This window comes from Streptomyces atratus, assembly GCF_040655115.1.
GTDB lineage: Bacteria > Actinomycetota > Actinomycetes > Streptomycetales > Streptomycetaceae > Streptomyces > Streptomyces atratus_D.
This window is the reverse complement of the sequence record NZ_JBFAJH010000020.1, coordinates 59,952-81,193: the sequence shown is the minus strand read 5'-3', so window position 1 is coordinate 81,193 and position 21,242 is coordinate 59,952. Positions and strand designations below refer to the sequence as shown.

The window sequence follows — 21,242 nt, the reverse complement described above, 5'->3', positions numbered from 1 at the left end:
GACGTCTCGTACGAACAGGGGGCCCAACCATGACCGACAGCAGCCACACGAGTCACGAGAACGTGCCGAGCAGGCAGCGCAGGCGCTTCGCCGGCATCTCGTCCCGGGCGTACGAACACCCGGCGGACCGCTCGGCCCTGGTGGCCCTGCGCAAGCTGAGCGGGTTCGACACCGTGTTCAAGGCTCTCAGCGGCCTGCTTCCCGAGCGCAGTCTGCGGCTGCTCTTCCTCTCCGACTCCGTCCGGGTGAGCGACGCCCAGTTCGTCCATCTCAACGACATGCTGCGCGACGCCTGTTACATCCTGGACCTGGAGAAGGTCCCGCCGATGTACGTCACCCAGGACCCGAAGCCCAATGCCATGTGTATCGGTCTCGACGAGCCGATCATCGTGGTGACGACGGGGCTGGTGGAGCTGCTCGACGAGGAGGAGATGCGGGCGGTCGTCGGCCACGAGGTGGGACACGCCCTCTCCGGCCACGCCGTGTACCGCACGATTCTGCTCTTCCTCACCAATCTTGCGCTGAAGGTCGCCTGGATCCCGCTCGGCAGTGTCGCGATCATGGCGATCGTGACGGCGCTGCGCGAGTGGTTCCGCAAGTCGGAGCTGTCCGCGGACCGGGCGGGGCTGCTGGTCGGCCAGGATCTGCAGGCGTCGATGCGCGGCCTGATGAAGATCGCCGGTGGCAACCATCTGCACGAGATGAACGTGGACGCCTTCCTCGCCCAGGCGGACGAGTACGAGAAGGGCGGTGACCTGCGCGATTCCGTGCTCAAGATCCTCAATGTGCTGCCCCGCTCCCACCCGTTCACCACGGTGCGCGCGGCTGAGCTGAAGAAGTGGTCCGAGTCCCGCGACTACCAGCGGATCATGGACGGTCACTATCCGCGGCGTGACGAGGACAAGGACGCCTCGGTGACGGACTCGTTCCGGGAATCCGCCTCGCACTACGCCGATTCGGTGCGTACCAGCAAGGATCCGCTGATGAAGCTCGTCGGCGACATAGCGGGCGGCGCCGGGGACCTGGGCGGCAAGCTCCGCGACAAGTTCACCGGCGGCGGCGCGGCCGGCAAGGGCGGCGCTACGGGTGGCTCCGAAGGGACCCGGCAGTCGGGGCCGGAAGACCCGGAGAGCTCACAGGGGCCCGGGACGGACGGGCGCTGAGCTGCAGCGTGCCGCAGAGCGCCACAGTGGGCCGGCCCGTCGCATACGGGTCGGTGCCCGCCGGTCCGCGGGAAACCGCCCGCTGGCCGGCGAGCAGCGGACGCAGTGCGCCGGTCGTGTCGGCCGGGCAGGCCTGCGGTCCGGCCTGGACGTAGCTGGTCCGCAGCTCCAGCCGGTGCAGCCGCAGATCCTCCCGGTCGAACCGGAAGTGCAGCTCGCGCCGAACGGTGAACAGCGAGACGCTGCCTGCCTGTTGGGGGCCGGAGACGGCCGGGCGCAGGGCGTACGTGAAGGTGTGGTCCGACACCACCTCCAGGGTGTCGGACCCCTCCTCCGAGTAGGCCAGGGTGCCCTGGACCCGGATGCCCGGGTCTGCGAGTGCCACCTTCGCCGGGTCGAACCGCACCAGCCAGCCGGTCGCGGCATGCTGCCCGTCGTCGTCCGGTCGGCTCATGCTCCGGTCGAACTGGCTCATCTGGGCCGGGTCGAGCAGGAGCTCCACCGGCCGTATCGCGCCGCCGGTGAGGACGTCGGGGTCGAGGGAGGACGCGACCAGGTAGTCCTTGACCGTGGTCAGGGCGGTGATCACTTGACTGTCCGAGAAGTTGTCCGTCCGCCGGACCATCGGAAAGTTGATGCCTGCGGCACCGATCGGGAACTCTGCGGCGGGGCTGGTGGCGAAGAGACCGGCGGCGGTGCCGCCGGGAACGGCGCCGCGGGGTGCCAGGGGTATGACGGTCGAGCGGAGCGCCTCGGCCCGTCGGCCGACGGGCGCCTGGTACGGATGCCGGAAGCCCATGTAGACAGCACCGGCGAAGGCCAGGGCTATCAGGAGCACGAGGGTCAGGACGGCCCGGGAGCCGGTGCGCAGGTGCCGGGCGGGGAGGCTGCGTACGGCGCGGGCGTGCTCGCCCATGCGTTCCTGGGCGGAGAATTCCTGGAGCCGGGCAGCACGCACGAACGACTCGTCGAAGACGACGGATCGGTACTCGTCCTCACCGCCACCGGCTGCGTTCCCGGACGCCCCTTCCGGCGGTTCTTCACGGCCTGCCATGACTTCTCCCGACTCCACGTCACCGGCCGAGGCCGACACGCTACGCTCTGCCGCGGCCGATAGGCCTCGGGCAGGGCCTGTCCGTCACGAGTTCGCCTGTGCGGACGGGTGAGAAGCCCCCTCCGGGGGAGGGGTCACACCTTCAGAGTAGGTCGATTGCCAAGAAGATAAACGCCCTGGCGGGTGAGAACTCGGGCCGGGTTCTCATGCGCCGGGGCGACTTCGCTTCAGGGCGTGCGCGGCACCGCGGAGACCGCAGGCCGGGGATAGCCGGAAGGGGCGGACGGGGTGGCATCGACACCCGGTGCGCTGTCCACGCCGGTCGAGGCGGGCGGCGGTACCTGGTCCTGCCGGTTGGCGGAGGCGCCCCGGTAGACCGCGCTGAAGGCCAGCGCGACCATGCCGATGCCCATCAGCAGCGCGAGCAGCCAGGCCACCGGCCGGTGCCAGCGTGCGGCACCCCGGTAGGGACGCAGGGCGCCGCCGTGGCGCCCGTAAGGGCCGTTGTCGTAGTCGTCGCCCAGCCCGTCGGGGTCCATCGGGTCGCCGTAGGGGCTTCCGCGGCCGTAGCCGCCGCCCGGGCCGTACCCGTCGTCGAAGAACTCGTCGTCGCCGGGGCCCCCGCCCGCGCGGGCGCGGGCCGCCTCGGCCTCGGCACGCGCCTCGGCAGCGGCCAACAGTCGCTCCACCGCGGTGGGTTCATGGAATTCGGCGGCCCGGACGAAGTCCTCGTCGAACACCACGGAGGCGAAGTCCTCGTCCGCGCCCCCGCGGTCGTCGTCGGGCTCCCAGCCGTCCGGGAACGGCCTGCCCCCCACGTCGTCCGGCACGGCTTCAGCGTAGCCCCGGCGGGTCGATTTGGGCAGGGAGAGCGCAAAATAGCCGGGGCCGGTGATCACCGAACGTGACCGTCACCGGTCACGATGTACTTCGTCGAGGTCAGCTCCGGCAGCCCCATCGGACCCCTGGCATGCAGCTTCTGCGTGGAGATCCCGATTTCCGCGCCGAACCCGAACTGCCCGCCGTCGGTGAACCGGGTGGACGCATTTACGGCGACCGTCGTGGAGTCCACCAATTGGGTGAACCGGCGGGCGGCCGCCTGCGAGGTGGTCACGATCGCCTCGGTGTGGCCCGAGGACCAGAGCCGGATGTGCGCCACCGCCGCGTCCAGCGATTCGACGACGGCTGCCGCGATGTCGTACGAGAGGTACTCCGTCTCCCAGTCCTCGGGCGTCGCCGCCACGACGGTGGCCTTGGACCCGTCGGCGTACTCCAGCACCCGCTCGTCACCGTGCACCGTCACCCCGGCGTCGGCCAGCGCGTCCAGGGCCCGGGGCAGGAACTCCGCGGCGATGTCCTTGTGGACCAGCAGCGTCTCGGCGGAGTTGCACACGCTCGGACGCTGGGCCTTGGAATTGATCAGGATGTCGACAGCCATGTCGAGGTCGGTCTGCGCGTCCACGTACACGTGGCAGTTGCCGGTTCCGGTCTCGATGACCGGCACCGTCGACTCCTCCACGACCGTACGGATCAGCGAGGCGCCGCCACGCGGGATCAGTACGTCGACGAGACCGCGGGCCCGCATCAGTTCACGTACCGATTCGCGGCTCTCGCCCGGCACCAGCTGCACCGCGTCGGCCGGCAGCCCGGAGCCTCCGACCGCGTCGCGCAGCACCCTGACGAGTGCGGTGTTGGAGGCGTACGCGGACGACGAGCCGCGCAGCAGGACGGCGTTGCCGGACTTCAGGCAGAGTGCCGCGGCGTCCACGGTCACATTGGGCCGGGCCTCGTAGATGATCCCGACGACGCCGAGCGGCACTCGGACCTGGCGCAGGTCGATGCCGTTGGGCAGGGTCGAGCCGCGCACCACTTCGCCGACCGGGTCGGGCAGAGCCGCCACGTGCCGCACATCGGCGGCGACGGCCCGGATCCGCTCGGGGGTGAGGGTGAGCCGGTCGACGATCGACTCACTGGTGCCGGCCTCGCGGGCGCGGGCGACGTCCTCCGCGTTGGCCTCGACGATCTCGCTCGTCCGCACTTCCAGCGCGTCCGCGATCGCCAGCAGCGCGTCGTCCTTGGCCGCGCGCGGCAGTGGCGCGATGTCGGCGGCGGCAGAGCGTGCCCGGTAGGCGGCCTGGGCGACCGGGGACATGTTGTCGTACGGCGAAAGCGTGGTCATGCCCGCAGAGTAGTGCGCACACTGCGGGCATCCCTCACGTATCCCGTGATGCGAGACAACCGTCCCAGGGCGGGCCGGTTCAGTACGGGTGGACGCCGACCGGTGCAGCCGGCGGCGGCCCGTATCCTTCGGCGATCCGCTGGTGGTACGTCTCCCGGTCGATGACCTCCAGGCCGACAATCTCCCAGGGCGGCAGTTTGGCGCTGGAGCGGTGCTCGCCCCACAGTCGCAGCGCGACCGCCGCCGCGTCGTGCAGATCGCGGGCCTCTTCCCAGTAGCGGATCTCCGCGTGGTCGTTGGCGTATCGGCTGGTCAGCAGGAAGGGGTGGTCGTGCGCGAGCTGCTCCAGACCGCGCCTGACCTCTTTCAGCGGAGTCTCGGTGCCCGAGACGCTGAGCGTGATGTGCCACAGCTTCGACTGGGTGTGTTCCTCCTCCACCGCCATCGGCTCGGGGCCGGTGGTTCTGTCGGTGGCCCCGTCGACGGTCCTGTCCGCGGGCCTGTTCCCGTCGAAGCCGACACCTGCTCCGACACTGGTCAGGGTGCGACCACCCGTTCCTCGGGGCGGCGTCCCCGGGCGCGCTCGTCTCACCGGCGGCCTCCTGTGAATGCGTTGCTGTGCTGTACCCCGCTGTGTCCCCGTTACAAAGTTGACCAGTCCCGGGGGGGATGTGGGGCGGTTTTCATGAAGGTCTCCGCCGGAAGTCCGGACTTTCAGCCGATTCAGGGGGCGGTCAGGGGTGCAGGAGGACCAGATCGTCCCTGTGTACGACCTCGCGCTCGTACGCCGGCCCGAGCTCGCGTGCCAGGTCACGGGTGGAGCGACCGAGCAGCTGCGGGATCTCCTTGGCGTCGAAGTTGACGAGCCCGCGGGCCACGGGACGGCCGCGAAGGTCGCGCAGTTCCACCGGGTCCCCCGCGCTGAACTCGCCCTCGACCGCGGCGATCCCGGCCGGCAGGAGCGAGCTGTGGCGCTCGACGACAGCCCGTACGGCCCCGTCGTCCAGGGTCAGCGATCCCTGCGGGGTGGAGGCGTGGGCCAGCCAGAGCAGCCGGTCCGCCGAGCGGCGTCCGGTGCGGTGGAAGTACGTACCCGTGTCGCGGCCCGCGAGGGCGTCGGCGGCGCGGCTGGTGGAGGTCAGCACGACCGGCACCCCGGCGGCCGTGGCGATCCGGGCGGCTTCGACCTTGGTGACCATGCCGCCGGTGCCGACGCCCGCCTTCCCGGCGCTGCCGATGGTGACGCCCTCCAGGTCGGCCGGGCCGGTCACTTCGGCGATGCGTGTGGTACCGGGGGTGCTCGGGTCGCCGTCGTAGAGACCGTCGACGTCGGACAGGAGGACCAGGAGGTCGGCGCGGACGAGGTGGGCGACGAGCGCGGCGAGCCGGTCGTTGTCGCCGAACCGGATCTCGTCGGTGGCGACGGTGTCGTTCTCGTTGACGACCGGGAGCGCGCCCATGTCCAGGAGCTGGTCCAGGGTGCGGTAGGCGTTGCGGTAGTGGGCGCGGCGGCTGGTGTCGTTGCTGGTGAGCAGCACCTGGCCGACACGTACGCCGTACCGTGCGAAGGAGGCGGTGTAGCGGGCGACGAGCAGCCCCTGGCCGATGCTGGCCGCGGCCTGCTGCCTGGCCAGGTCCTTGGGCCGGCGCACCAGGCCGAGCGGGGCGAGTCCGGCCGCGATGGCGCCGGAGGAGACGAGGACGATCTCCTTCTCCCCGCCGCTCCTGACCTTGGCGAGCACATCGACGAGTGCGTCGACCCGGTCGGCGTCGAGGCCCCCTGCCGCGGTGGTGAGGGACGAGGACCCGACCTTGACCACGATTCTGCGCGCCTCGGTCACGCTCTGCCTTGCCCCTGCCACCTGCACTGTTCCCGTCCTCGCCGTCGGCTGCGCCTCCTGGCCGTCAGGGTACGCGAGCGGTGTGGGACGCCGGACCGAACGGGCGTTCCCGATATTCGGACCCCGCTCTCCCTCTTTCGGTCATTGAGCCGAGGCCGGCTGCCCTGAGGACACCTCGACGGAAGCGGCCACATCCAATGATTCGCACATTCTTGCGGTACCTTTCGGCAGCCCAATCGTGGGCCACCGCCCTCGGCAACCATTCGGACGCGTCATCCATCTAACAGTCGATAGGGTGCACAGCAGGCGGTGCAGTATCGCCGTCCTCCGCAGCGCGGACCCGCACCCGCCGCCGGCTCAGAGGCCCTCTATCAGCCATGGGACAGTAGCGATGCCAATCAAAGTAAGTGTCGTCATTCCGGTATACAACCCGGGCAGGTTCATCGAACCCTGCATCGAATCGCTCCTGCGGCAGACGCTTTCGGCACAGGAGTTCGAAGTCCTCTTCGTCAACGACGGGTCAACGGACGACACCCCTGACCGCCTCAAGCAGCTGGCCGCGGAGCATCGGCATTTCCGGGTGATCACCATCCCGAATTCCGGCTGGCCGGGAAAGCCCCGCAACATCGGGGTGGCCGAGGCAAAGGGTGAATACGTCCAGTTCCTGGACCAGGACGACCATCTTGCCTCCGGCGCCCTGGAACGGTTGTACGACATGGGCAGGCGCAACGGCTCGGACATTGTCATCGGCAAGGTGGCCAGCAACTTCCGCGGCGTCCCGCACGGCGTGTTCAGGACGAACCGCGAGAAGTGCACCCTGCGCGATGCCCCGCTGTACGACAGCCTCACGCCGCACAAAATGTTTCGTACAGAATTCCTCCGTGAGAACGGCATCGCCTACCCCGAGGGAAAGCGCCGCCTGGAGGACCAGCTCTACATGATGCAGGCGTACTTCCCGGCCGAGGTCGTCTCCATCCTCGGCACGTACACCTGCTACTACTACTCGAAGCGGGACGACGGCAAGAACGCCGGATCGACGAGGATCGTGCCGTCCGGCTACTACGGGAATCTCCGCGAGGTCCTCGACGTCGTCGTGGCCCATACGGAACCGGGAGAATTCCGGGACCGGCTGCTGCGCCGCTTCTACCGCGTCGAGATGCTCAGCCGGCTCAGCGAACCGTCGGTGCTGCGCTACCAGCCGGAGTTCTACGACGAGATGTGCGACGCCATCCGGCCGCTGGGCACGGACTTCATGGGCGACGGGGTGCACGACGGGCTCGGTCCGGTCCTGCGGGCGCGGTCCACACTGCTGCGGGAGAACGACCGGCAAGGTCTCCTCCGCATCGCGCGATTCGCTTCCTCCGTCACGGCGGCGGCAAGGCTGGAGACGTTCGCCTGGCAGCCGGACGGCAGGATCGCGATCACCGTCAGCGCCCGGCTGGTCCACGGCGAGGACCGGGCCCCGGTGCGGCTGCTGCGCCGCGAGGGCCGCTACTACCTGCACCCCGAGCTCGCCGACGGGCTCCAGGCCGACGGCGGGCTGCTGGACATCACCGACGACCTCGACGGCTACTCCGCCGAACTCTCGCTCCGCAACCGCGAGACGGCCGTCGAGTGGCCCTGCCCCGCGACGTTCACCACGGAGATGGAAGACCTCGGCGACGACGTCTGCGAAGTCGTCCTGCGCGGCAGCGGCCATCTGTCCGCCGAGGCGGTCAAGGGCCGCGGACGGGTGTCGCGCGGCTTCTGGGACGTGTGGGTACCGCTGCGCGGACTGGGTCTGGTCCGCAAGGCCCGGCTCGGCGCCGACCGCGCCGAGGAGGTGGACGCCGCCTGTCTGCCCGCCTCTCTCGGGTCCCCGGCGCGCGCTGTCATCCCGTACTTCACCGATCCGCACGGCAACCTCACGCTCGATGTCGCCCGACGCAGCAAGAAGCTGGCCGCCCATCTCGCGGGCCGCCCGGTGATGCGGACGTCGGGCAGCCGTCCGGAGCTGCGGCTGGACCTCTTCACCACCGCCGCCACCGCGGTCTCCGGTGCCCAGCTGGTCCTGAGCCCGGCCGACGGGACAACCGGCGCCGTCCACACGGTACGGACCTTGCTGCACCCCACCGAGGGCCGCGCCCACCTGACGGTGCCCGGACGCGCACGGGGCGTCGCGGCGGGCAACTGGAAGCTCTCCGTCCGGCTCGACGGCGAGGGCGGTCCCGCGCTCCCTCTCTGCGACGTCACCGTCGGCGGCCGCGGCCGGATCCACCTCGACCCGGCCCTGCCCGAGGTCGAGGCCGCGATCATGACGGAGGTCGGTACGAAGCGCCGGAAGGCGGCGCTGCGGCGGGCGCTGCGCGCGGTCGGCGGCCCGCTCGTCCGCAGGCTCCCGCCCGGCGGCCGCAAGCGGGCTCGTCGCCTGGCCGCCCGATTCACCGGCTGATCCGGGATCCCGGACCGCCCCCTCACCCAGCATGGAACAAGGACGTGATCGGATGCGGCAGCTCTCTCTCGAAGGTGCTTGGGTGCATGAGCCCAAGGTCTTCCCGGACAGTCGCGGCAGCTTCCACGAGTGGTTCAAGGCCTCCGAGCTCATCGAGGCCGCCGGCCACGGTCTGCAGCTCGCCCAGGCCAACTTCTCGGTCTCCCGCCGCGGCACGCTGCGCGGTATCCACTTCGCCGATGTGCCGCCGAGCCAGGCGAAATACGTGAAGTGCGTGCGCGGCGAGGTGCTCGACGTCATCGTGGACATCCGGGTCGGCTCCCCCACGTACAAGCAGTGGGAGGCCGTACGCCTCGACGACATCGACCATCACGCGGTCTACCTCGCCGAGGGGCTCGGCCACTCGTTCATGGCGCTGTCGGACGACGCGACGGTCGTCTATCTGTGTTCCGAGGGGTACGCGCCGGGTCGTGAGCACGGCATCGACCCGCTCGACCCGGAGCTGTCGATCGAGTGGCCCGAGGGCATCACCCCGCTGCTCTCGGAGAAGGACGCCGCCGCCCCCTCGCTGGCCGAGGCGGAGAAGCAGGGCCTGCTCCCTTCGCACGAGGCGTGTCGGGCGTACTACGCACGGCTGCGCGCCCGGGGCTGAACCGGCGGCAGCGCAGCAGAAGCCCCCGTGGTCCGGGAAGGATCACGGGGGCTTCTCCGTCCGCGCAGGCTCGGGGGAGCCCGTCAGTCCGTGAGTGCCCCGATACGCCCGCGCAGCGACGTGAACGCCGAACGGGGGCGGCGCAGGTTGCGGGCCCGGATCAGCGCGGGCCAGAAGTCTGCGCCGAGCAGCGTCTCGGGCTGGACCGCGGTCTTGCGCACCAGCACCTCTTCGGGCACGTCCTGCGGATCGGGCACGACGTATTCCTCGATGATCTTGTCGTACGCGCTCTTCAGAATGTCGCTCTCCGGATCGGCACCGAATACGGCGACCACTCCCGTCGGCGCCGTATCGATCTCGACGACCACCAGGTCGGGGCGGTAGCGGCGCAGCACCTGCACCACCTTGTAGACATCGCCGGTCCAGAATTTGGTGTGCCGGTCCCGGGCCGCCTCGTCGACATTGCGCGGCAGCATGTCGTCAAGAACGATCACGCTCGACCAGCGGGAGTGCCGTTCGACGTTCATGAAGTCACGCAGCGCGTACTCGAAGAGGTGCATGCCGTCGATGAATGAGAGTTCCAGTTTCGGGTCCCCACCGAGCACATTGAGCGGGTCCCGGCGGGCGAGTGCGCGGAACGGGTTGCGGCCGTTGCGGAGGTGGAGCAGCGGGTCCTTGCGGGCGAAGAAGTCGTCGCTCGTCGCCTTGACCAGGTGGACGTCGCAGCTGATGTCCGTCACCACGCGGAAGGCCGGGTCGACGGCGACGGAGGGCACCCGCGAAAGGGCCAGGCTTCTGCCGTCGTTGACCCCGATCTCCAGATAGTTCCGGGGCCGGTAGATGCGGTGCATGTGACGCAGGAACTCATGGCGGTTCACGTGGAGCGGCCCTTCGACAGAAATCAACTGGTCCGATTCCCGGCGAATTTACCCTATGAATGTATGGCGGCGTAAGCGTTCTTCCAGTGTTAACACCTGTGGTCTCCCACAGGTGGAATGCAGGAGACCAGATGTCGATACGATCATTGGATGATCAAGGGCGTTCCGCGCGGAGCAGCGCCGGAAATGCCTCCGCCAGTGCCTCCCGCCAGTCGCGGACCGGTTCCATTCCGGCTGCCGCCCAGCGGTCGTGCCCGAGCACGCTGAACGCGGGCCGGGGCGCCGGCCGGACGAAGGCGTCACTGGTGGTGGGGCGGACACGCGCCGGGTCGGCGCCCAGCAGCCGGAAGATCTCCCGGGTGAAGCCGAACCAAGTCGTCTCGCCGCCGCTGGTGCCGTGGTAGACGCCCGCGGGGGCGGTCCCTGCCAGGGCTGCCCGTCCGAGCCGGACGAGCAAACCGGCCAGGTCGGCGGTCCAGGTGGGCTGTCCGCGCTGGTCGTCGACCACGTCGAGGGTGTCCTTGACGCCCTCCAGTTTGATCATCGTACGGACGAAATTGGGGCCGCCCGCGCCGTACAGCCAGGCGGTCCGGACGACGTAACCGGTGTCAGGAAGGTTCTCCAGGACCGCGTGCTCCCCCGCCAGTTTGGTCCGGCCGTAGGCGCTGCGCGGGCCGGTCACGGCGCCCTCCGGGTACGGCTTCTCGGCGTTCCCGGCGAAGACGTAGTCGGTGGAGACCTGGAGGAGGAACGTGTCGAACTCGCGGCAGGCGGCGGCAAGGACCTCCGGGCCCGTGCCGTTGACCCGCAGCGCCGCGTCCTCCTGGGACTCGGCGTCGTCGACGGCGGTCCAGGCGGCGCAGTTCACGACAACGGCGGGGCGGTGCCGCTCGAAGCCCGCCCGCACCGCAGCAGGGTCGGTGATGTCCATGGCGGCGCGGTCGGCCGCGACCGCGGTGATGCCCTCGCCGTCGAGCCGGGCCAGGACGTCCTGACCGAGCATCCCGGCGGCTCCGGTCACCAGCCAGGCGGCGCTCACAGGGCGGCCCGGCTCTTCAGCGGCTCCCACCAGGCACGGTTGTCGCGATACCACCGCACGGTCTCCGCGAGTCCGGTACGGAAGTCCTTGCGGGGCTCGTAGCCGAGCTCCTCGCGGATCTTCGTGCAGTCGACGGAGTAGCGGCGGTCGTGGCCCTTGCGGTCCTCGACGTAGGTGACGCTGGTGTCCCAGTCGGCGCCGCAGGCGTCCAGCAGTATGCCGGTGAGTTCCTTGTTGGAGAGCTCCGTGCCGCCGCCGATGTTGTAGACCTCGCCGGCCCGGCCCTTCGTACGGACCAGCTCGATGCCCTGCACATGGTCGTCGATGTGCAGCCAGTCGCGGACGTTGGCGCCGTCTCCGTACAGCGGGACCGTCTTGCCGTCCAGCAGGTTCGTGACGAACAGCGGGATGACCTTCTCAGGGAAATGGTGGTGCCCGTAGTTGTTGGAGCAACGGGTCACCCGCACATCGAGGCCGTGGGTGCGGTGGTACGAGAGGGCGATCAGGTCGCTGGACGCCTTGGCCGCGGAGTACGGCGAGTTGGGCGCCAGCGGGTCGGTCTCGGGCCAGGAGCCCTCGTCGATCGAACCGTAGACCTCGTCGGTGGAGATGTGCACGAAGGTCCTGATGCCCGCCAGGTGTGCGGCATGGATCAGGGTGTGGGTGCCCACCACATTCGTACGGACGAACTCGGCACCGCCGTCGATGGACCGGTCCACATGCGACTCGGCGGCGAAGTGCACCACCTCGTCGTGCTCGGCCATCAGCTCGGAGACCAGCTCCGGGTCGCAGATGTCGCCCTGCACGAAGGCGAAGCCGGGGTGGTCGCGGATCTCGTCGAGATTGGCCGGGTTGCCCGCGTAGGTGAGCTTGTCGAGCACGGTGACGGCGACATCGCCGGGCCCCTGCGGGCCGAGCACCGTACGGACGTAGTGCGAACCGATGAAGCCGGCCCCACCGGTCACCAGGATGGTGGTCGTCATGAAGAGATCTGCACCTTGCTGTGGTCGCCGAGCACGAGTCGGTGGGCGGACGGGGACCGGGGCGCGGGGGTCACTTCGACGTCATGGCCGATGAGCGACGCCTCGACGCGGCGGACACCGGCGATGGAGGCTCCCTGCAGAACGATGGAGTACTCGATCTCGCTGTCCTCGATCCGGCAGTTCTGCGCGATCGAGGTGAACGGGCCGACGTACGCGCCGCTGATCACCGATCCGGCGCCGATGATCACGGGACCGACGATCCGGCTGCCGGTGACCTTGGCGCCCGCCTCGATCCGGACCCGGCCGATGATCTCGCTGTCGTCGTCGACGTCGGCGCCCTCGACGGACGGCTCGACCGTCTCCAGCACGGTCCGGTTGACCTCCAGCATGTCGGTGACATTGCCGGTGTCCTTCCAGTAGCCGCGGATGGTGGCGGAGCGGACGTCGCGCCGCTGGTCGATCAGCCACTGGATGGCGTGCGTGATCTCCAACTCGCCACGCCAGGAAGGCTGGATCGAGCGCACCGCCTCGTGGACGGCGGGTGTGAAGAGATAGACGCCGACCAGCGCAAGATCGCTCTTGGGCCTCTTCGGCTTCTCCTCCAGGGCCACCACCCGGCCGTCGCCGTCGAGTTCGGCGACACCGAACGCGGTGGGATTGGGAACCCTGGTCAGCAGGATCTGGGCCTCGGGCCGGTCCGCGCGGAACTCCTCGACCAGGCCGGCGATCCCGCCGACGATGAAGTTGTCACCGAGGTACATCACGAAGTCGTCGTCGCCCAGGAAGTCACGGGCGATCAGCACCGCGTGCGCGAGCCCGAGCGGCTCGGCCTGTGGGATGTAGGTGACATCGAGGCCGAACCGGGAACCGTCGCCGACCGCCTCGCGGATCTCCTCGGCCGTGTCGCCCACGATGATGCCGACGTCGGTGATGCCGGCCTCCGCGATCGCTTCCAGGCCGTAGAACAGCACCGGCTTGTTCGCCACGGGGACCAGTTGTTTGGCCGAGGTGTGCGTGATGGGACGGAGGCGGGTGCCCGCCCCTCCGGACAGTACGAGAGCCTTCACGTGACCAGTCCTCATGGTGAGATGTCGGTCCTGTCGCACGGTGCGACCTTCGAGGCGATTTTACCGAGAATCCCCCTGCGATTCGGGGGAAATCCGCGGGTCGAGCGGCCGTTCAGCCCGCGCTCAGGCGCGACTTCAAGCGCCGGACGTCCCTGCGCATACGGCGCGCCACCCGCCGGGAGAGCGACGCCCGGCGAGCCGCGGCCGCGGGCCGTTCGATGCGCTTGTCGCCGTGCCAGTCGGGCACGGTGACCTCGAAAACGGAGTCGGGGAGCCCGGCCGACCGGTCACGGAAGTGCGGGTACGCGAGATAGAGCTTGTCGCCCCTGCGCGAACGGACCACGTCAGGAAGGGTCTTCGCCCGGACGAACTCCAGGTGGTCGGCGAGCAGATCGGTACGCCCCTTGGCGACGCAGGCGAGCCGCAGTCGCTCGGCCACCTTGATCAGCCGGGCCACGCCCTCGTTCCAGTACGCGTCCATGAGCGGCGCCGCGAGCTCCATCTTGTGGCGGCGCACCTCCGGTGACTCCTTGAGTACGCCGGGACCGAACTGCTGCAGCATGCCGACCGTGAAGGGCCGGATCATCAGAAAATCACGCTTCGGACCTGCGGGTTCGAGCCGGTGAATGAGCTCCATCATCGCCCGCATGGAATCGAAGCGCCATTCATAGGTGCCGCTCTTGGTGACGTGCTTTCCGTCGTCGCGGCCGACCAGGTAATAGCAGACGTAGTCGGAGATCACGGAGACCCCGGCGCCTCGCAGATAGGCCTCCAGGGTGAAGAGGGCGTCCTCGCCGGTCCGGAGATCTTCGTCGAATCGCAGCGCGAGCCGTTCCAGCAATTCCCGCCGGAAGAGCTTCTGCGCGCTCAGCGTGTATATGACCTTGGAGTTGTATACGTCGACCCGGTCCTTGGTGGCGCTCCACATCGACTGGGGCGCTCCCCGGTTGACGCCGACCACCTTTCCGAGCACGACATCGGTGCCGGCCCCGTCGGCCGTGGCGACCATCCGCTCCAGGGCCTCGTCACCGAAGTAGTCGTCGGCGTCGAGGAAGAAGACATAGCGGCCGCGCGCCATGCCGAGACCCACGTTGCGCGGGCCGCTCGGGCCGCCGGAGTTCGCCTGACGCACGACTCTCATCGGCACCGCGGAGCGGGCGGCGAATTCCTCCAGGTATTCGCCGGTGCCATCGGTCGAGCCGTCATCGACCGCGACGATTTCGATCCGGTCGGCGCCGATGGTCTGGGACTCCACGGATTCGAGACAGCGCACGAGGTACGGCATGGCCTCATACGCTCCGACGATCACCGTCACGTCAGGGATTTGCATCTCGTTCACACCCACAGAAGACAGCCGACGCCACCCGTTGGTTGTCCGACACTCGATGTGTGAATGGTGACGCTCATCACAAAGGCCCGGCAAATCCCCTCAGGGTCTTTACCGGGCCTTGGTGAACCTGTATAGGTTGCGGCGCTTTTCAGCCGTTCACGGGCTCGCCCAGGCTGATCGCCACACCGCTGTTCCGCGCCTCCGACTTGGCGGCGAGCGCCGTCACGGCCGCGTCGAACTGCACGATGGACGTGGGCTCGTCCGGGCCGAGCAGATACCGCTTCAGCTCACGCCGGGCGTCCGCCAGCGTGTCCGCGCTCTCGTCGACCACCGCGCCGAGCAGGGCATCCAGCTCGGTCGCCGCGTTGGAGAGGATCACCGCGGCACGCACCGCGGTGTTCTGCCGACGGAACTCGTCCTCGCCCAGCTCGGCGGAGTCCGTGACCGCGTACGGCTTGCCGCTCGCGATGAAGTCGGACACCACACTGGAGATGTCCGAGACCATGCCGTCCGACTCGTTGAAGCAGTCGTACAGACGCATCTGGGAGCCGGAGATGACCTTGTGCTCCCACCAGCCCAGCGAACGCCAGAACGCGGCGTTCCACTCGTCCTTCAGCTTCGCGGTCTCGGCCTCGCGCGCCGGGTCCGCGAGCGAGTCCCGGGAGAGCTCCGCCTCGTCCCGGGCCACACGGCCGCCGCTCGACTCCGCGGCCAGCTGTGCCTCGATGCGGGCCAGCTCGGACTGCGCCGCGGCCCGCTCGCCCTGCAGGGCGGCCGATTCCGTCGCCCAGCGGGGGTCGGTGGCACGCTTGACGGCGGCCTCCTCGATCATCGCGGTGATGCGCAGATGCACGGCCTTGGCCGCGCGGCTGCGGGTACCGGTGAAGGGGTGCGGCTTGTACAGCAGCCGGACCGGCGGCTCGGCCTCCAGCAGCCGCCGCACGATGTTCTCGCCGGCCAGCAGCAGCGAGGTGTTCCCCGGGTTGTCGTCCCAGCCCTCCCAGGTGGGCGCGTACAGCACGGTCGGGATCGGGTTCTTCGGCGCGCCGGTCCACGGCTTGATGGTGGCCAGCTGGGGGCGGCCCACCTCGACGATGTCCTCGTCCCGAACGCCGACGTCGGCCAGCGCGTAGCGGTCGCGGCCGGCCCGGCCCGCGGTCCACACCTCGTCGTAGACCTTGCTGTACGGGTTGACGCTGGCGAGCTTGTCACTGTCGCCGTGGCCGATGAAGACGTGCTTCATGGTCGGCACCCGCAGCAGGTGGATGTTCTTGCCGACGTTGGCGGCGTAGAGCGCGACCCGCACCGACGACAGGTTCAGATTCATCAGGTGCACGCCACCGGGTACACAGAGCACCGGCACCGAGGTCGTGCTCAGCTGCGGGACCATGATGCGCTCCCGCAGCAGGACGAGCGGCCGGCCACCGAGCTGCGCCATCGTCTCCAGCCACATGTTGACCTGGTAAGCCGATTCCTTCGAGCCGGAGAAGTACAGCATCACCGTCGGCTGGTACTCACCGAGCCAGTCGCCCACGGCCTTGAGCACCTTGGCGTCCGGCGGCGCGAGGCGGCTCGGCCGGACATGCGGAAGAAGTGCTCCCAGATAGCCGACCGCGGGGACGAGCATGAGAGCGAGTCCCACGTAGGCCAGCCCGTGCTTGCCGGTCTCGATCGCGGCCAGGACACCGACCATCGCGAAGATGTCCAGGTGCAGCATCTTCTCCGCGGGACGGTTCATCAGCAGCTGCGGCGGGGCGTCCGGAATCCGCGCGGCTTCGAGGTCGACGTTGCGGGTGACCACCGGAAGCCTGCGGCGCAGGCGGATGAGGGTGACTATCGCGCCCTGCGGCGCCTGGAGGCCGTAGAAGGCCAGCAGGCAGGCGATCGTCACGTAGAAGAGCGTCATCTCGCCGTATCCCATGCGGGAGAGCAGCAGGATCAACAGCAGCTGGCGCACCAGGAAGCGGATCGAGAGTCCGGCTCGGACGGCGGCCAGGCGGTTGATCAGGTAGCTGTCGCAGTGGTGCAGATACCGGTCGGCCAGGTACGTCACCGCTGCTGCCGCGATGAAGAACCACAGATCGGGGATTATCGCCGCGAGCATTATGCACGGGAACCCCAGAGCCATGAAGAGCGCGGCAGTCAGCTCCGAACCGCTGCCCACACGAGCCAAGCGAATGGCTTTCGAAATCACGAAGTACCGCTTCCGAAAAGGGTGCCGACTTTTTTACCTTACGAGGGAAATGTGAAGAAGACCTTCACGAATTCGGACCCCTGCGGTTCGCGCGGAGCGACAGCAGGGGTCCGAATAGTCGATTGTCAAGCAGTATTACACATCCGCCTGTCGATCCAGGACAGCGGCAAGCGCCTGTTCGAAGCCGGATGCCTCGGATGCACCACGGGTCGGGTCCTGCTGACGTACGTCGATCACGTGGCCGGTCATCTCGGAGAGCAGGACGTCGAGCGAGGTGCGGGCGACCGCCTCGGAGGAGAGCAGCGTACCCGCGGGCTCGTCGCCGAACGCCTTGGTGCGCATCGGCGTCGCCGTGCGCTCGGGGTTCACGCAGTTCACCCGCACTCCGTCGCCGGCCCACTCGTCCGAGAGCGCCTGGGTCAGGTTGACCATGGCGGCCTTGGTCGACGAATAGAGGCTGTACTCCGCGCGTCCGCGGGTGTAGCTGCTGGAGGTGTAGAGCAGCAGTTGGCCCTTGGTCTCCACGAGGTACTTGTACGAGGCGCGAGCGATCTGGACGGGCGCCAGGTAGTTGACGTTCAGCGCTTCCTGGATGGTCGTGTTGTCCGTCTCGGCCAGCTTGCCGATGCGCAGCACACCCGCGGTGTTGATCACGTAGTCGATGCGGCCGGTTTCCGCGTACGCCTTGGAGAGAGCGTCGTCGATGTGCTCCGGGTTCTCCACGTGCGTACCGGTGGTGGAGCGGCCCAGGGCGTAGACGTTGGCGCCGAAGGACTCGGCGAGGGTCGCGATGTCCGCGCCGATCCCGTACGAGCCGCCGAAGACGACCAGGGTCTTGCCGGTGAGCAGGTCGCGGTAGGCGGCTTCGTCGGCCGGCTGCGGGACGGCCGTGGAGGCCAACTGGAAGAGCTTGTCCGCGATGAAGACGTCGACCGGCTGGGTCACCTTCATGTTGTACTCGTCGCCCGCCACGACGTAGATCGGCACGTCGGGGAGGTACTTCAGCACGACCGAGCAGTCGTCGGTGGCCTGGAAGTTCGGGTCGCCCGCGGCGACCTCGTAGGCGCGCCGGATCGTGGAGAGCTTGAAGGCCTGTGGCGTCTGACCGCGGCGCAGCCGTGACCGGTCGGGCACGTCGGTGATGAACTCGCCGTCGCCGCCGTGGGTGCGGGTCACGATGATCGTGTCCGCGGACGGGATGGCGACATCGACGGCCTGGTAGCGGTCCAAGGCGTCCACACAGTCCTGGATGACGCGCTGCGACAGCAGGGGGCGCACGGCGTCGTGGAAGAGGACGTTGCGGTCCTCGCCCTCGGCCAGGCCCTCACCGAGGGCCGCGATGGCGCGCTCGGTGGTCTCGTTGCGCGTGGTGCCGCCCTCGATCACCTGGGTGACCTTGGTCAGACCGGCCTTGGCGATGATCTTCTCGACGTCGGACACATAGCCCGGCGCCATCAGAACGATGATGTCGTCGATGGAGTCGGCCTGCTGGAAGATCGACAACGTGTGCTCGATGACAGCCTTGCCTGCGATCTTCAGCAGCTGCTTCGGGATCGACAGCCCCACGCGCTGGCCGGTACCGCCGGCGAGCACGACTGCTGTGGTTCGGGCTTTGGCTATGTGCTGAGCAGACACAGACGACCTACCTTGCGAGGGCTGGGAGACACAGCGATGGTTGCACTCTCCGTTACCGTCTCGCAAGGTGGACGTCGGCTCCCGCATGCCCTGCGGACACCTGCCGTTGCCTTGCGATCAGGGCGAATCCCGGAATCGGCGCTTCCCCGCCGGGTGACCGACACCACACGGTTTCGCGGTATGAACCACCCGTATGCGGGATTCCTGACCACGGGCCGCGACGGACGGCGACGCCGGGTGCGGCGTCACCGCAGGGGCGGGCCGTCGGCACAGATCCGCCACCACGACCCGCCACGCCCTGCGTGACCCGTCCGGAACGGGTGAACCCGTCGAACCTTCTGGAGTCGGACTCTTCTAGAACGGGTTGAACTCGTCGAACTCGCGCTGCACCTCGTCACGTTCCACCTCGCGGTCGCGACGGCGCTGGGCCGCCGGGCGGGGGGCTTCGAGACGGTGGTCCTCGCCGCGCCGGCCGAGCATCTCGGCGCCCGCCGCCATGGTCGGCTCCCAGTCGAAGACGACCGCGTTGTCCTCGGCGCCGATGGCCACGCCGTCGCCCGCCCGGGCACCGGCCTTCATCAGCTCGTCCTCGACCCCGAGGCGGTTGAGCCGGTCGGCGAGATAGCCGACGGCCTCGTCGTTGTTGAAGTCGGTCTGACGGACCCAGCGCTCCGGCTTCTCGCCGCGCACCCGGTAGATGCCGTCCTCCTCCAGCGTGACGGTGAAGCCCGCGTCGTCCACGGCCTTCGGGCGGATGACGATGCGGGTCGCCTCCTCCACCGGCTTGGCGGCGCGTGCCTCGGCGATCACACCCGCGAGCGCGAAGGAGAGCTCCCTCAGGCCGATATGTGCGACGGCGGACACCTCGAAGACGCGGTAGCCGCGCTCCTCGAGCTCCGGGCGGATCATGTCGGCGAGGTCCTGGCCGTCCGGGATGTCGATCTTGTTGAGGACGACGATGCGGGGCCGGTCGTCCAGTCCGCCGTACTGCCTCAGCTCCTCCTCGATGATGTCGAGGTCGGAGACCGGGTCGCGGTCGGACTCCAGCGTCGCGGTGTCCAGTACGTGCACGAGGACGGAGCAGCGCTCGACGTGCCGCAGGAACTCCAGGCCGAGGCCCTTGCCCTGGCTGGCGCCCGGGATCAGCCCGGGGACGTCGGCGATGGTGTAGACGGTGCCGCCCGCGGTGACCACGCCCAGGTTCGGGACGAGCGTGGTGAACGGGTAGTCGGCGATCTTCGGCTTGGCCGCGGACAGGACGGAGATGAGCGAGGACTTGCCCGCGCTCGGGTATCCCACCAGTGCCACGTCGGCGACGGTCTTGAGCTCCAGGACGATGTCCCGGGACTCGCCCGGCTCGCCGAGCAGCGCGAAGCCGGGGGCCTTGCGGCGGGCGGAGGCGAGTGCGGCGTTGCCGAGGCCGCCACGGCCGCCCTGTCCGGCCACGAACGTGGTGCCCTGGCCGACCAGGTCGGCGAGCACATTGCCGTCCTTGTCGAGGACGACCGTGCCGTCGGGAACGGGCAGGATCAGGTCCTGGCCGTCCTTGCCGGAACGGTTGTCGCCCGCGCCGGGCTGCCCGTTGGTGGCCTTGCGGTGGGGACTGTGGTGGTAGTCGAGAAGCGTGGTGACGTCCTGGTCGACGACCAGGGTCACATCGCCGCCACGGCCGCCGTTGCCGCCGTCAGGACCGCCGAGCGGCTTGAACTTCTCACGGTGAACGGAGGCACAGCCGTGGCCTCCGTTACCCGCGGCGGCATGCAGCTCGACGCGGTCCACGAAGGTGGTCATGGTGGAAACCTCCAGTTACGTACATGCAGAAATGACTCAAAGCTCATGGTGTCCCGCTGGGGACAGAAGCTGTCTCTCACAGGAGAAACACGCGAAAGGCGGACCCGCTTCCCGTACGGGAAGTGAGGTCCGCCTCCGCAGAAACCGCTCGACGAGCGCCGAAAATCAGCCGGCGATCGGAACGATGTTCACGACCTTGCGGCCACGGTGCGTGCCGAACTCGACCGCACCGGCGGCGAGTGCGAACAGCGTGTCGTCGCCACCACGGCCGACGCCCGTGCCCGGGTGGAAGTGGGTGCCGCGCTGGCGGACCAGGATCTCACCGGCGTTGACGGCCTGACCGCCGAAGCGCTTCACGCCGAGCCGCTGAGCATTGGAATCGCGCCCGTTCCGGGTGGACGATGCGCCCTTCTTGTGTGCCATGTCTCCTCAGTCCCTTACTTCGCAGCCGCGGGGATACCGGTGACCTTGATCGCCGTGTACTGCTGACGGTGACCCTGGCGACGGCGGTAGCCGGTCTTGTTCTTGTAGCGAAGGATGTCGATCTTCGCGCCCTTGTGGTGGTCCACGACCTCGGCCTGGACCTTGATCCCGGCAAGCACCCACGGGTCGCTGGTCACGGCGTCGCCGTCGACCACGAGCAGGGTCGAGAGCTCGACCGTGTCGCCAACCTGGGCAGTGGAAATCTTGTCAACCTCAACGATGTCACCGACAGCAACCTTGTGCTGGCGGCCACCGCTGCGCACGATGGCGTACACGCGGATCTCTCTCTCACTCGGAACGGGTCCCCTGATGCCAGCCGCTCGCGCAGGCGAAACCTGCGACGATCCGGAAGGATGAGCGGCCTCTCGTGACGGACGGGTCCGTCACGAGGGATGTGCTCAGGGGTGGGCGCGCATGGAAACACGCCGAGGTGCAAGGCTACGGGGCCGCACACGGGCGGGTCAAACCGGGCCCCTCGGACCTGTCGAACGCCTTCCGCCGGGCCGTCGCGAGGCTCCGCGG

General features: G+C 68.9%; 18 protein-coding genes. 3 read left to right on the top strand and 15 right to left on the bottom strand.

The window, feature by feature from the left end:
- Window positions 1-29 precede the first annotated feature (29 nt).
- Window positions 30-1,163, top strand: coding sequence for a M48 family metallopeptidase (locus tag AB0I23_RS22200; RefSeq protein WP_359111582.1), 1,134 nt, complete (start codon window positions 30-32; stop codon window positions 1,161-1,163).
- Here the strand turns inward: AB0I23_RS22200 and AB0I23_RS22195 are convergent.
- The 5 genes from AB0I23_RS22195 to proB form a co-directional block, all read right to left on the bottom strand.
- On the bottom strand, window positions 1,081-2,217 hold the full coding sequence (locus AB0I23_RS22195) for a hypothetical protein (protein WP_359111580.1): 1,137 nt from the start codon (window positions 2,215-2,217) through the stop codon (window positions 1,081-1,083). The genes AB0I23_RS22200 and AB0I23_RS22195 overlap by 83 nt on opposite strands.
- 227 nt (window positions 2,218-2,444) lie before the next feature.
- Window positions 2,445-3,047, bottom strand: coding sequence for a hypothetical protein (locus AB0I23_RS22190; RefSeq protein WP_359111578.1), 603 nt, complete (start codon window positions 3,045-3,047; stop codon window positions 2,445-2,447).
- Window positions 3,048-3,112: 65 nt separating this feature from the next.
- Window positions 3,113-4,396, bottom strand: a complete 1,284-nt coding sequence (locus AB0I23_RS22185; protein WP_359111577.1) for a glutamate-5-semialdehyde dehydrogenase — start codon at window positions 4,394-4,396, stop codon at window positions 3,113-3,115.
- Window positions 4,397-4,475: 79 nt separating this feature from the next.
- Complete coding sequence (locus AB0I23_RS22180) at window positions 4,476-4,988, bottom strand: hypothetical protein (RefSeq protein WP_359111575.1); 513 nt, start codon at window positions 4,986-4,988, stop codon at window positions 4,476-4,478.
- Window positions 4,989-5,130: 142 nt separating this feature from the next.
- The gene (proB, locus tag AB0I23_RS22175) at window positions 5,131-6,237 is read right to left on the bottom strand and encodes a glutamate 5-kinase (protein ID WP_359111574.1); all 1,107 of its coding nucleotides are present in this window, start codon (window positions 6,235-6,237) and stop codon (window positions 5,131-5,133) included.
- Window positions 6,238-6,628: 391 nt separating this feature from the next.
- Here proB and AB0I23_RS22170 point away from each other — a divergent pair, with 391 nt between their 5' ends.
- Together AB0I23_RS22170 and rfbC are read left to right on the top strand one after the other, a co-directional pair.
- A complete protein-coding gene (locus AB0I23_RS22170) occupies window positions 6,629-8,668 on the top strand; it encodes a glycosyltransferase family 2 protein (protein ID WP_359111573.1) in 2,040 nt (679 codons plus the stop codon).
- A gap of 52 nt (window positions 8,669-8,720) precedes the next feature.
- The gene (gene rfbC / locus AB0I23_RS22165; RefSeq protein WP_359111571.1) at window positions 8,721-9,320 is read left to right on the top strand and encodes a dTDP-4-dehydrorhamnose 3,5-epimerase; all 600 of its coding nucleotides are present in this window, start codon (window positions 8,721-8,723) and stop codon (window positions 9,318-9,320) included.
- An 83-nt stretch (window positions 9,321-9,403) separates the two neighbouring features.
- Here rfbC and AB0I23_RS22160 read toward each other — a convergent pair whose 3' ends face one another.
- The 10 genes from AB0I23_RS22160 to rplU all read right to left on the bottom strand — a co-directional run bounded on the left by AB0I23_RS22160 (window position 9,404) and on the right by rplU (window position 20,995).
- On the bottom strand, window positions 9,404-10,198 hold the full coding sequence (locus AB0I23_RS22160; protein ID WP_359111569.1) for a class I SAM-dependent methyltransferase: 795 nt from the start codon (window positions 10,196-10,198) through the stop codon (window positions 9,404-9,406).
- Window positions 10,199-10,352: 154 nt separating this feature from the next.
- Window positions 10,353-11,237 (bottom strand): dTDP-4-dehydrorhamnose reductase, encoded by an 885-nt coding sequence (rfbD, locus tag AB0I23_RS22155; protein WP_359111568.1) that lies wholly within the window; start codon window positions 11,235-11,237, stop codon window positions 10,353-10,355.
- Complete coding sequence (rfbB, locus tag AB0I23_RS22150) at window positions 11,234-12,220, bottom strand: dTDP-glucose 4,6-dehydratase (protein ID WP_359111567.1); 987 nt, start codon at window positions 12,218-12,220, stop codon at window positions 11,234-11,236. Before rfbB ends, rfbD begins: the two co-directional genes overlap by 4 nt.
- Window positions 12,217-13,287, bottom strand: coding sequence for a glucose-1-phosphate thymidylyltransferase (locus tag AB0I23_RS22145; protein ID WP_359111565.1), 1,071 nt, complete (start codon window positions 13,285-13,287; stop codon window positions 12,217-12,219). The genes rfbB and AB0I23_RS22145 overlap by 4 nt, the downstream gene beginning before the upstream one ends.
- 112 nt (window positions 13,288-13,399) lie before the next feature.
- A complete protein-coding gene (locus AB0I23_RS22140) occupies window positions 13,400-14,617 on the bottom strand; it encodes a glycosyltransferase family 2 protein (RefSeq protein ID WP_359111626.1) in 1,218 nt (405 codons plus the stop codon).
- 148 nt (window positions 14,618-14,765) lie between these two features.
- Window positions 14,766-16,811 carry a hypothetical protein gene (locus AB0I23_RS22135; RefSeq protein ID WP_359111564.1) on the bottom strand — a complete coding sequence of 682 codons (2,046 nt, stop codon included), beginning with the start codon at window positions 16,809-16,811 and terminating at the stop codon, window positions 14,766-14,768.
- Window positions 16,812-16,946: 135 nt separating this feature from the next.
- Complete coding sequence (locus AB0I23_RS22130) at window positions 16,947-18,446, bottom strand: bifunctional cytidylyltransferase/SDR family oxidoreductase (protein WP_359111562.1); 1,500 nt, start codon at window positions 18,444-18,446, stop codon at window positions 16,947-16,949.
- Window positions 18,447-18,800: 354 nt separating this feature from the next.
- Window positions 18,801-20,237: a GTPase ObgE gene (gene obgE / locus AB0I23_RS22125; protein WP_359111561.1), complete on the bottom strand. Its 1,437-nt coding sequence runs from the start codon at window positions 20,235-20,237 to the stop codon at window positions 18,801-18,803.
- Window positions 20,238-20,402: 165 nt separating this feature from the next.
- Window positions 20,403-20,660, bottom strand: a complete 258-nt coding sequence (rpmA, locus tag AB0I23_RS22120) for a 50S ribosomal protein L27 (protein ID WP_018103204.1) — start codon at window positions 20,658-20,660, stop codon at window positions 20,403-20,405.
- A 14-nt stretch (window positions 20,661-20,674) separates the two neighbouring features.
- On the bottom strand, window positions 20,675-20,995 hold the full coding sequence (gene rplU / locus AB0I23_RS22115; protein ID WP_030921216.1) for a 50S ribosomal protein L21: 321 nt from the start codon (window positions 20,993-20,995) through the stop codon (window positions 20,675-20,677).
- Window positions 20,996-21,242 lie beyond the last annotated feature (247 nt).

Bases quoted from the DNA above. Each gene is read 5' to 3' on its own strand.
- rfbB (WP_359111567.1), bottom strand. From the start codon at position 12,220: ATGACGACCACCATCCTGGTGACCGGTGGGGCCGGCTTCATCGGTTCG.
- AB0I23_RS22140 (WP_359111626.1), bottom strand. From the start codon at position 14,617: ATGCAAATCCCTGACGTGACGGTGATCGTCGGAGCGTATGAGGCCATG.
- AB0I23_RS22185 (WP_359111577.1), bottom strand. From the start codon at position 4,396: ATGACCACGCTTTCGCCGTACGACAACATGTCCCCGGTCGCCCAGGCC.
- obgE (WP_359111561.1), bottom strand. From the start codon at position 20,237: ATGACCACCTTCGTGGACCGCGTCGAGCTGCATGCCGCCGCGGGTAAC.
- AB0I23_RS22170 (WP_359111573.1), top strand. From the start codon at position 6,629: ATGCCAATCAAAGTAAGTGTCGTCATTCCGGTATACAACCCGGGCAGG.
- rpmA (WP_018103204.1), bottom strand. From the start codon at position 20,660: ATGGCACACAAGAAGGGCGCATCGTCCACCCGGAACGGGCGCGATTCC.
- AB0I23_RS22200 (WP_359111582.1), top strand. From the start codon at position 30: ATGACCGACAGCAGCCACACGAGTCACGAGAACGTGCCGAGCAGGCAG.
- rfbC (WP_359111571.1), top strand. From the start codon at position 8,721: ATGCGGCAGCTCTCTCTCGAAGGTGCTTGGGTGCATGAGCCCAAGGTC.
- AB0I23_RS22195 (WP_359111580.1), bottom strand. From the start codon at position 2,217: ATGGCAGGCCGTGAAGAACCGCCGGAAGGGGCGTCCGGGAACGCAGCC.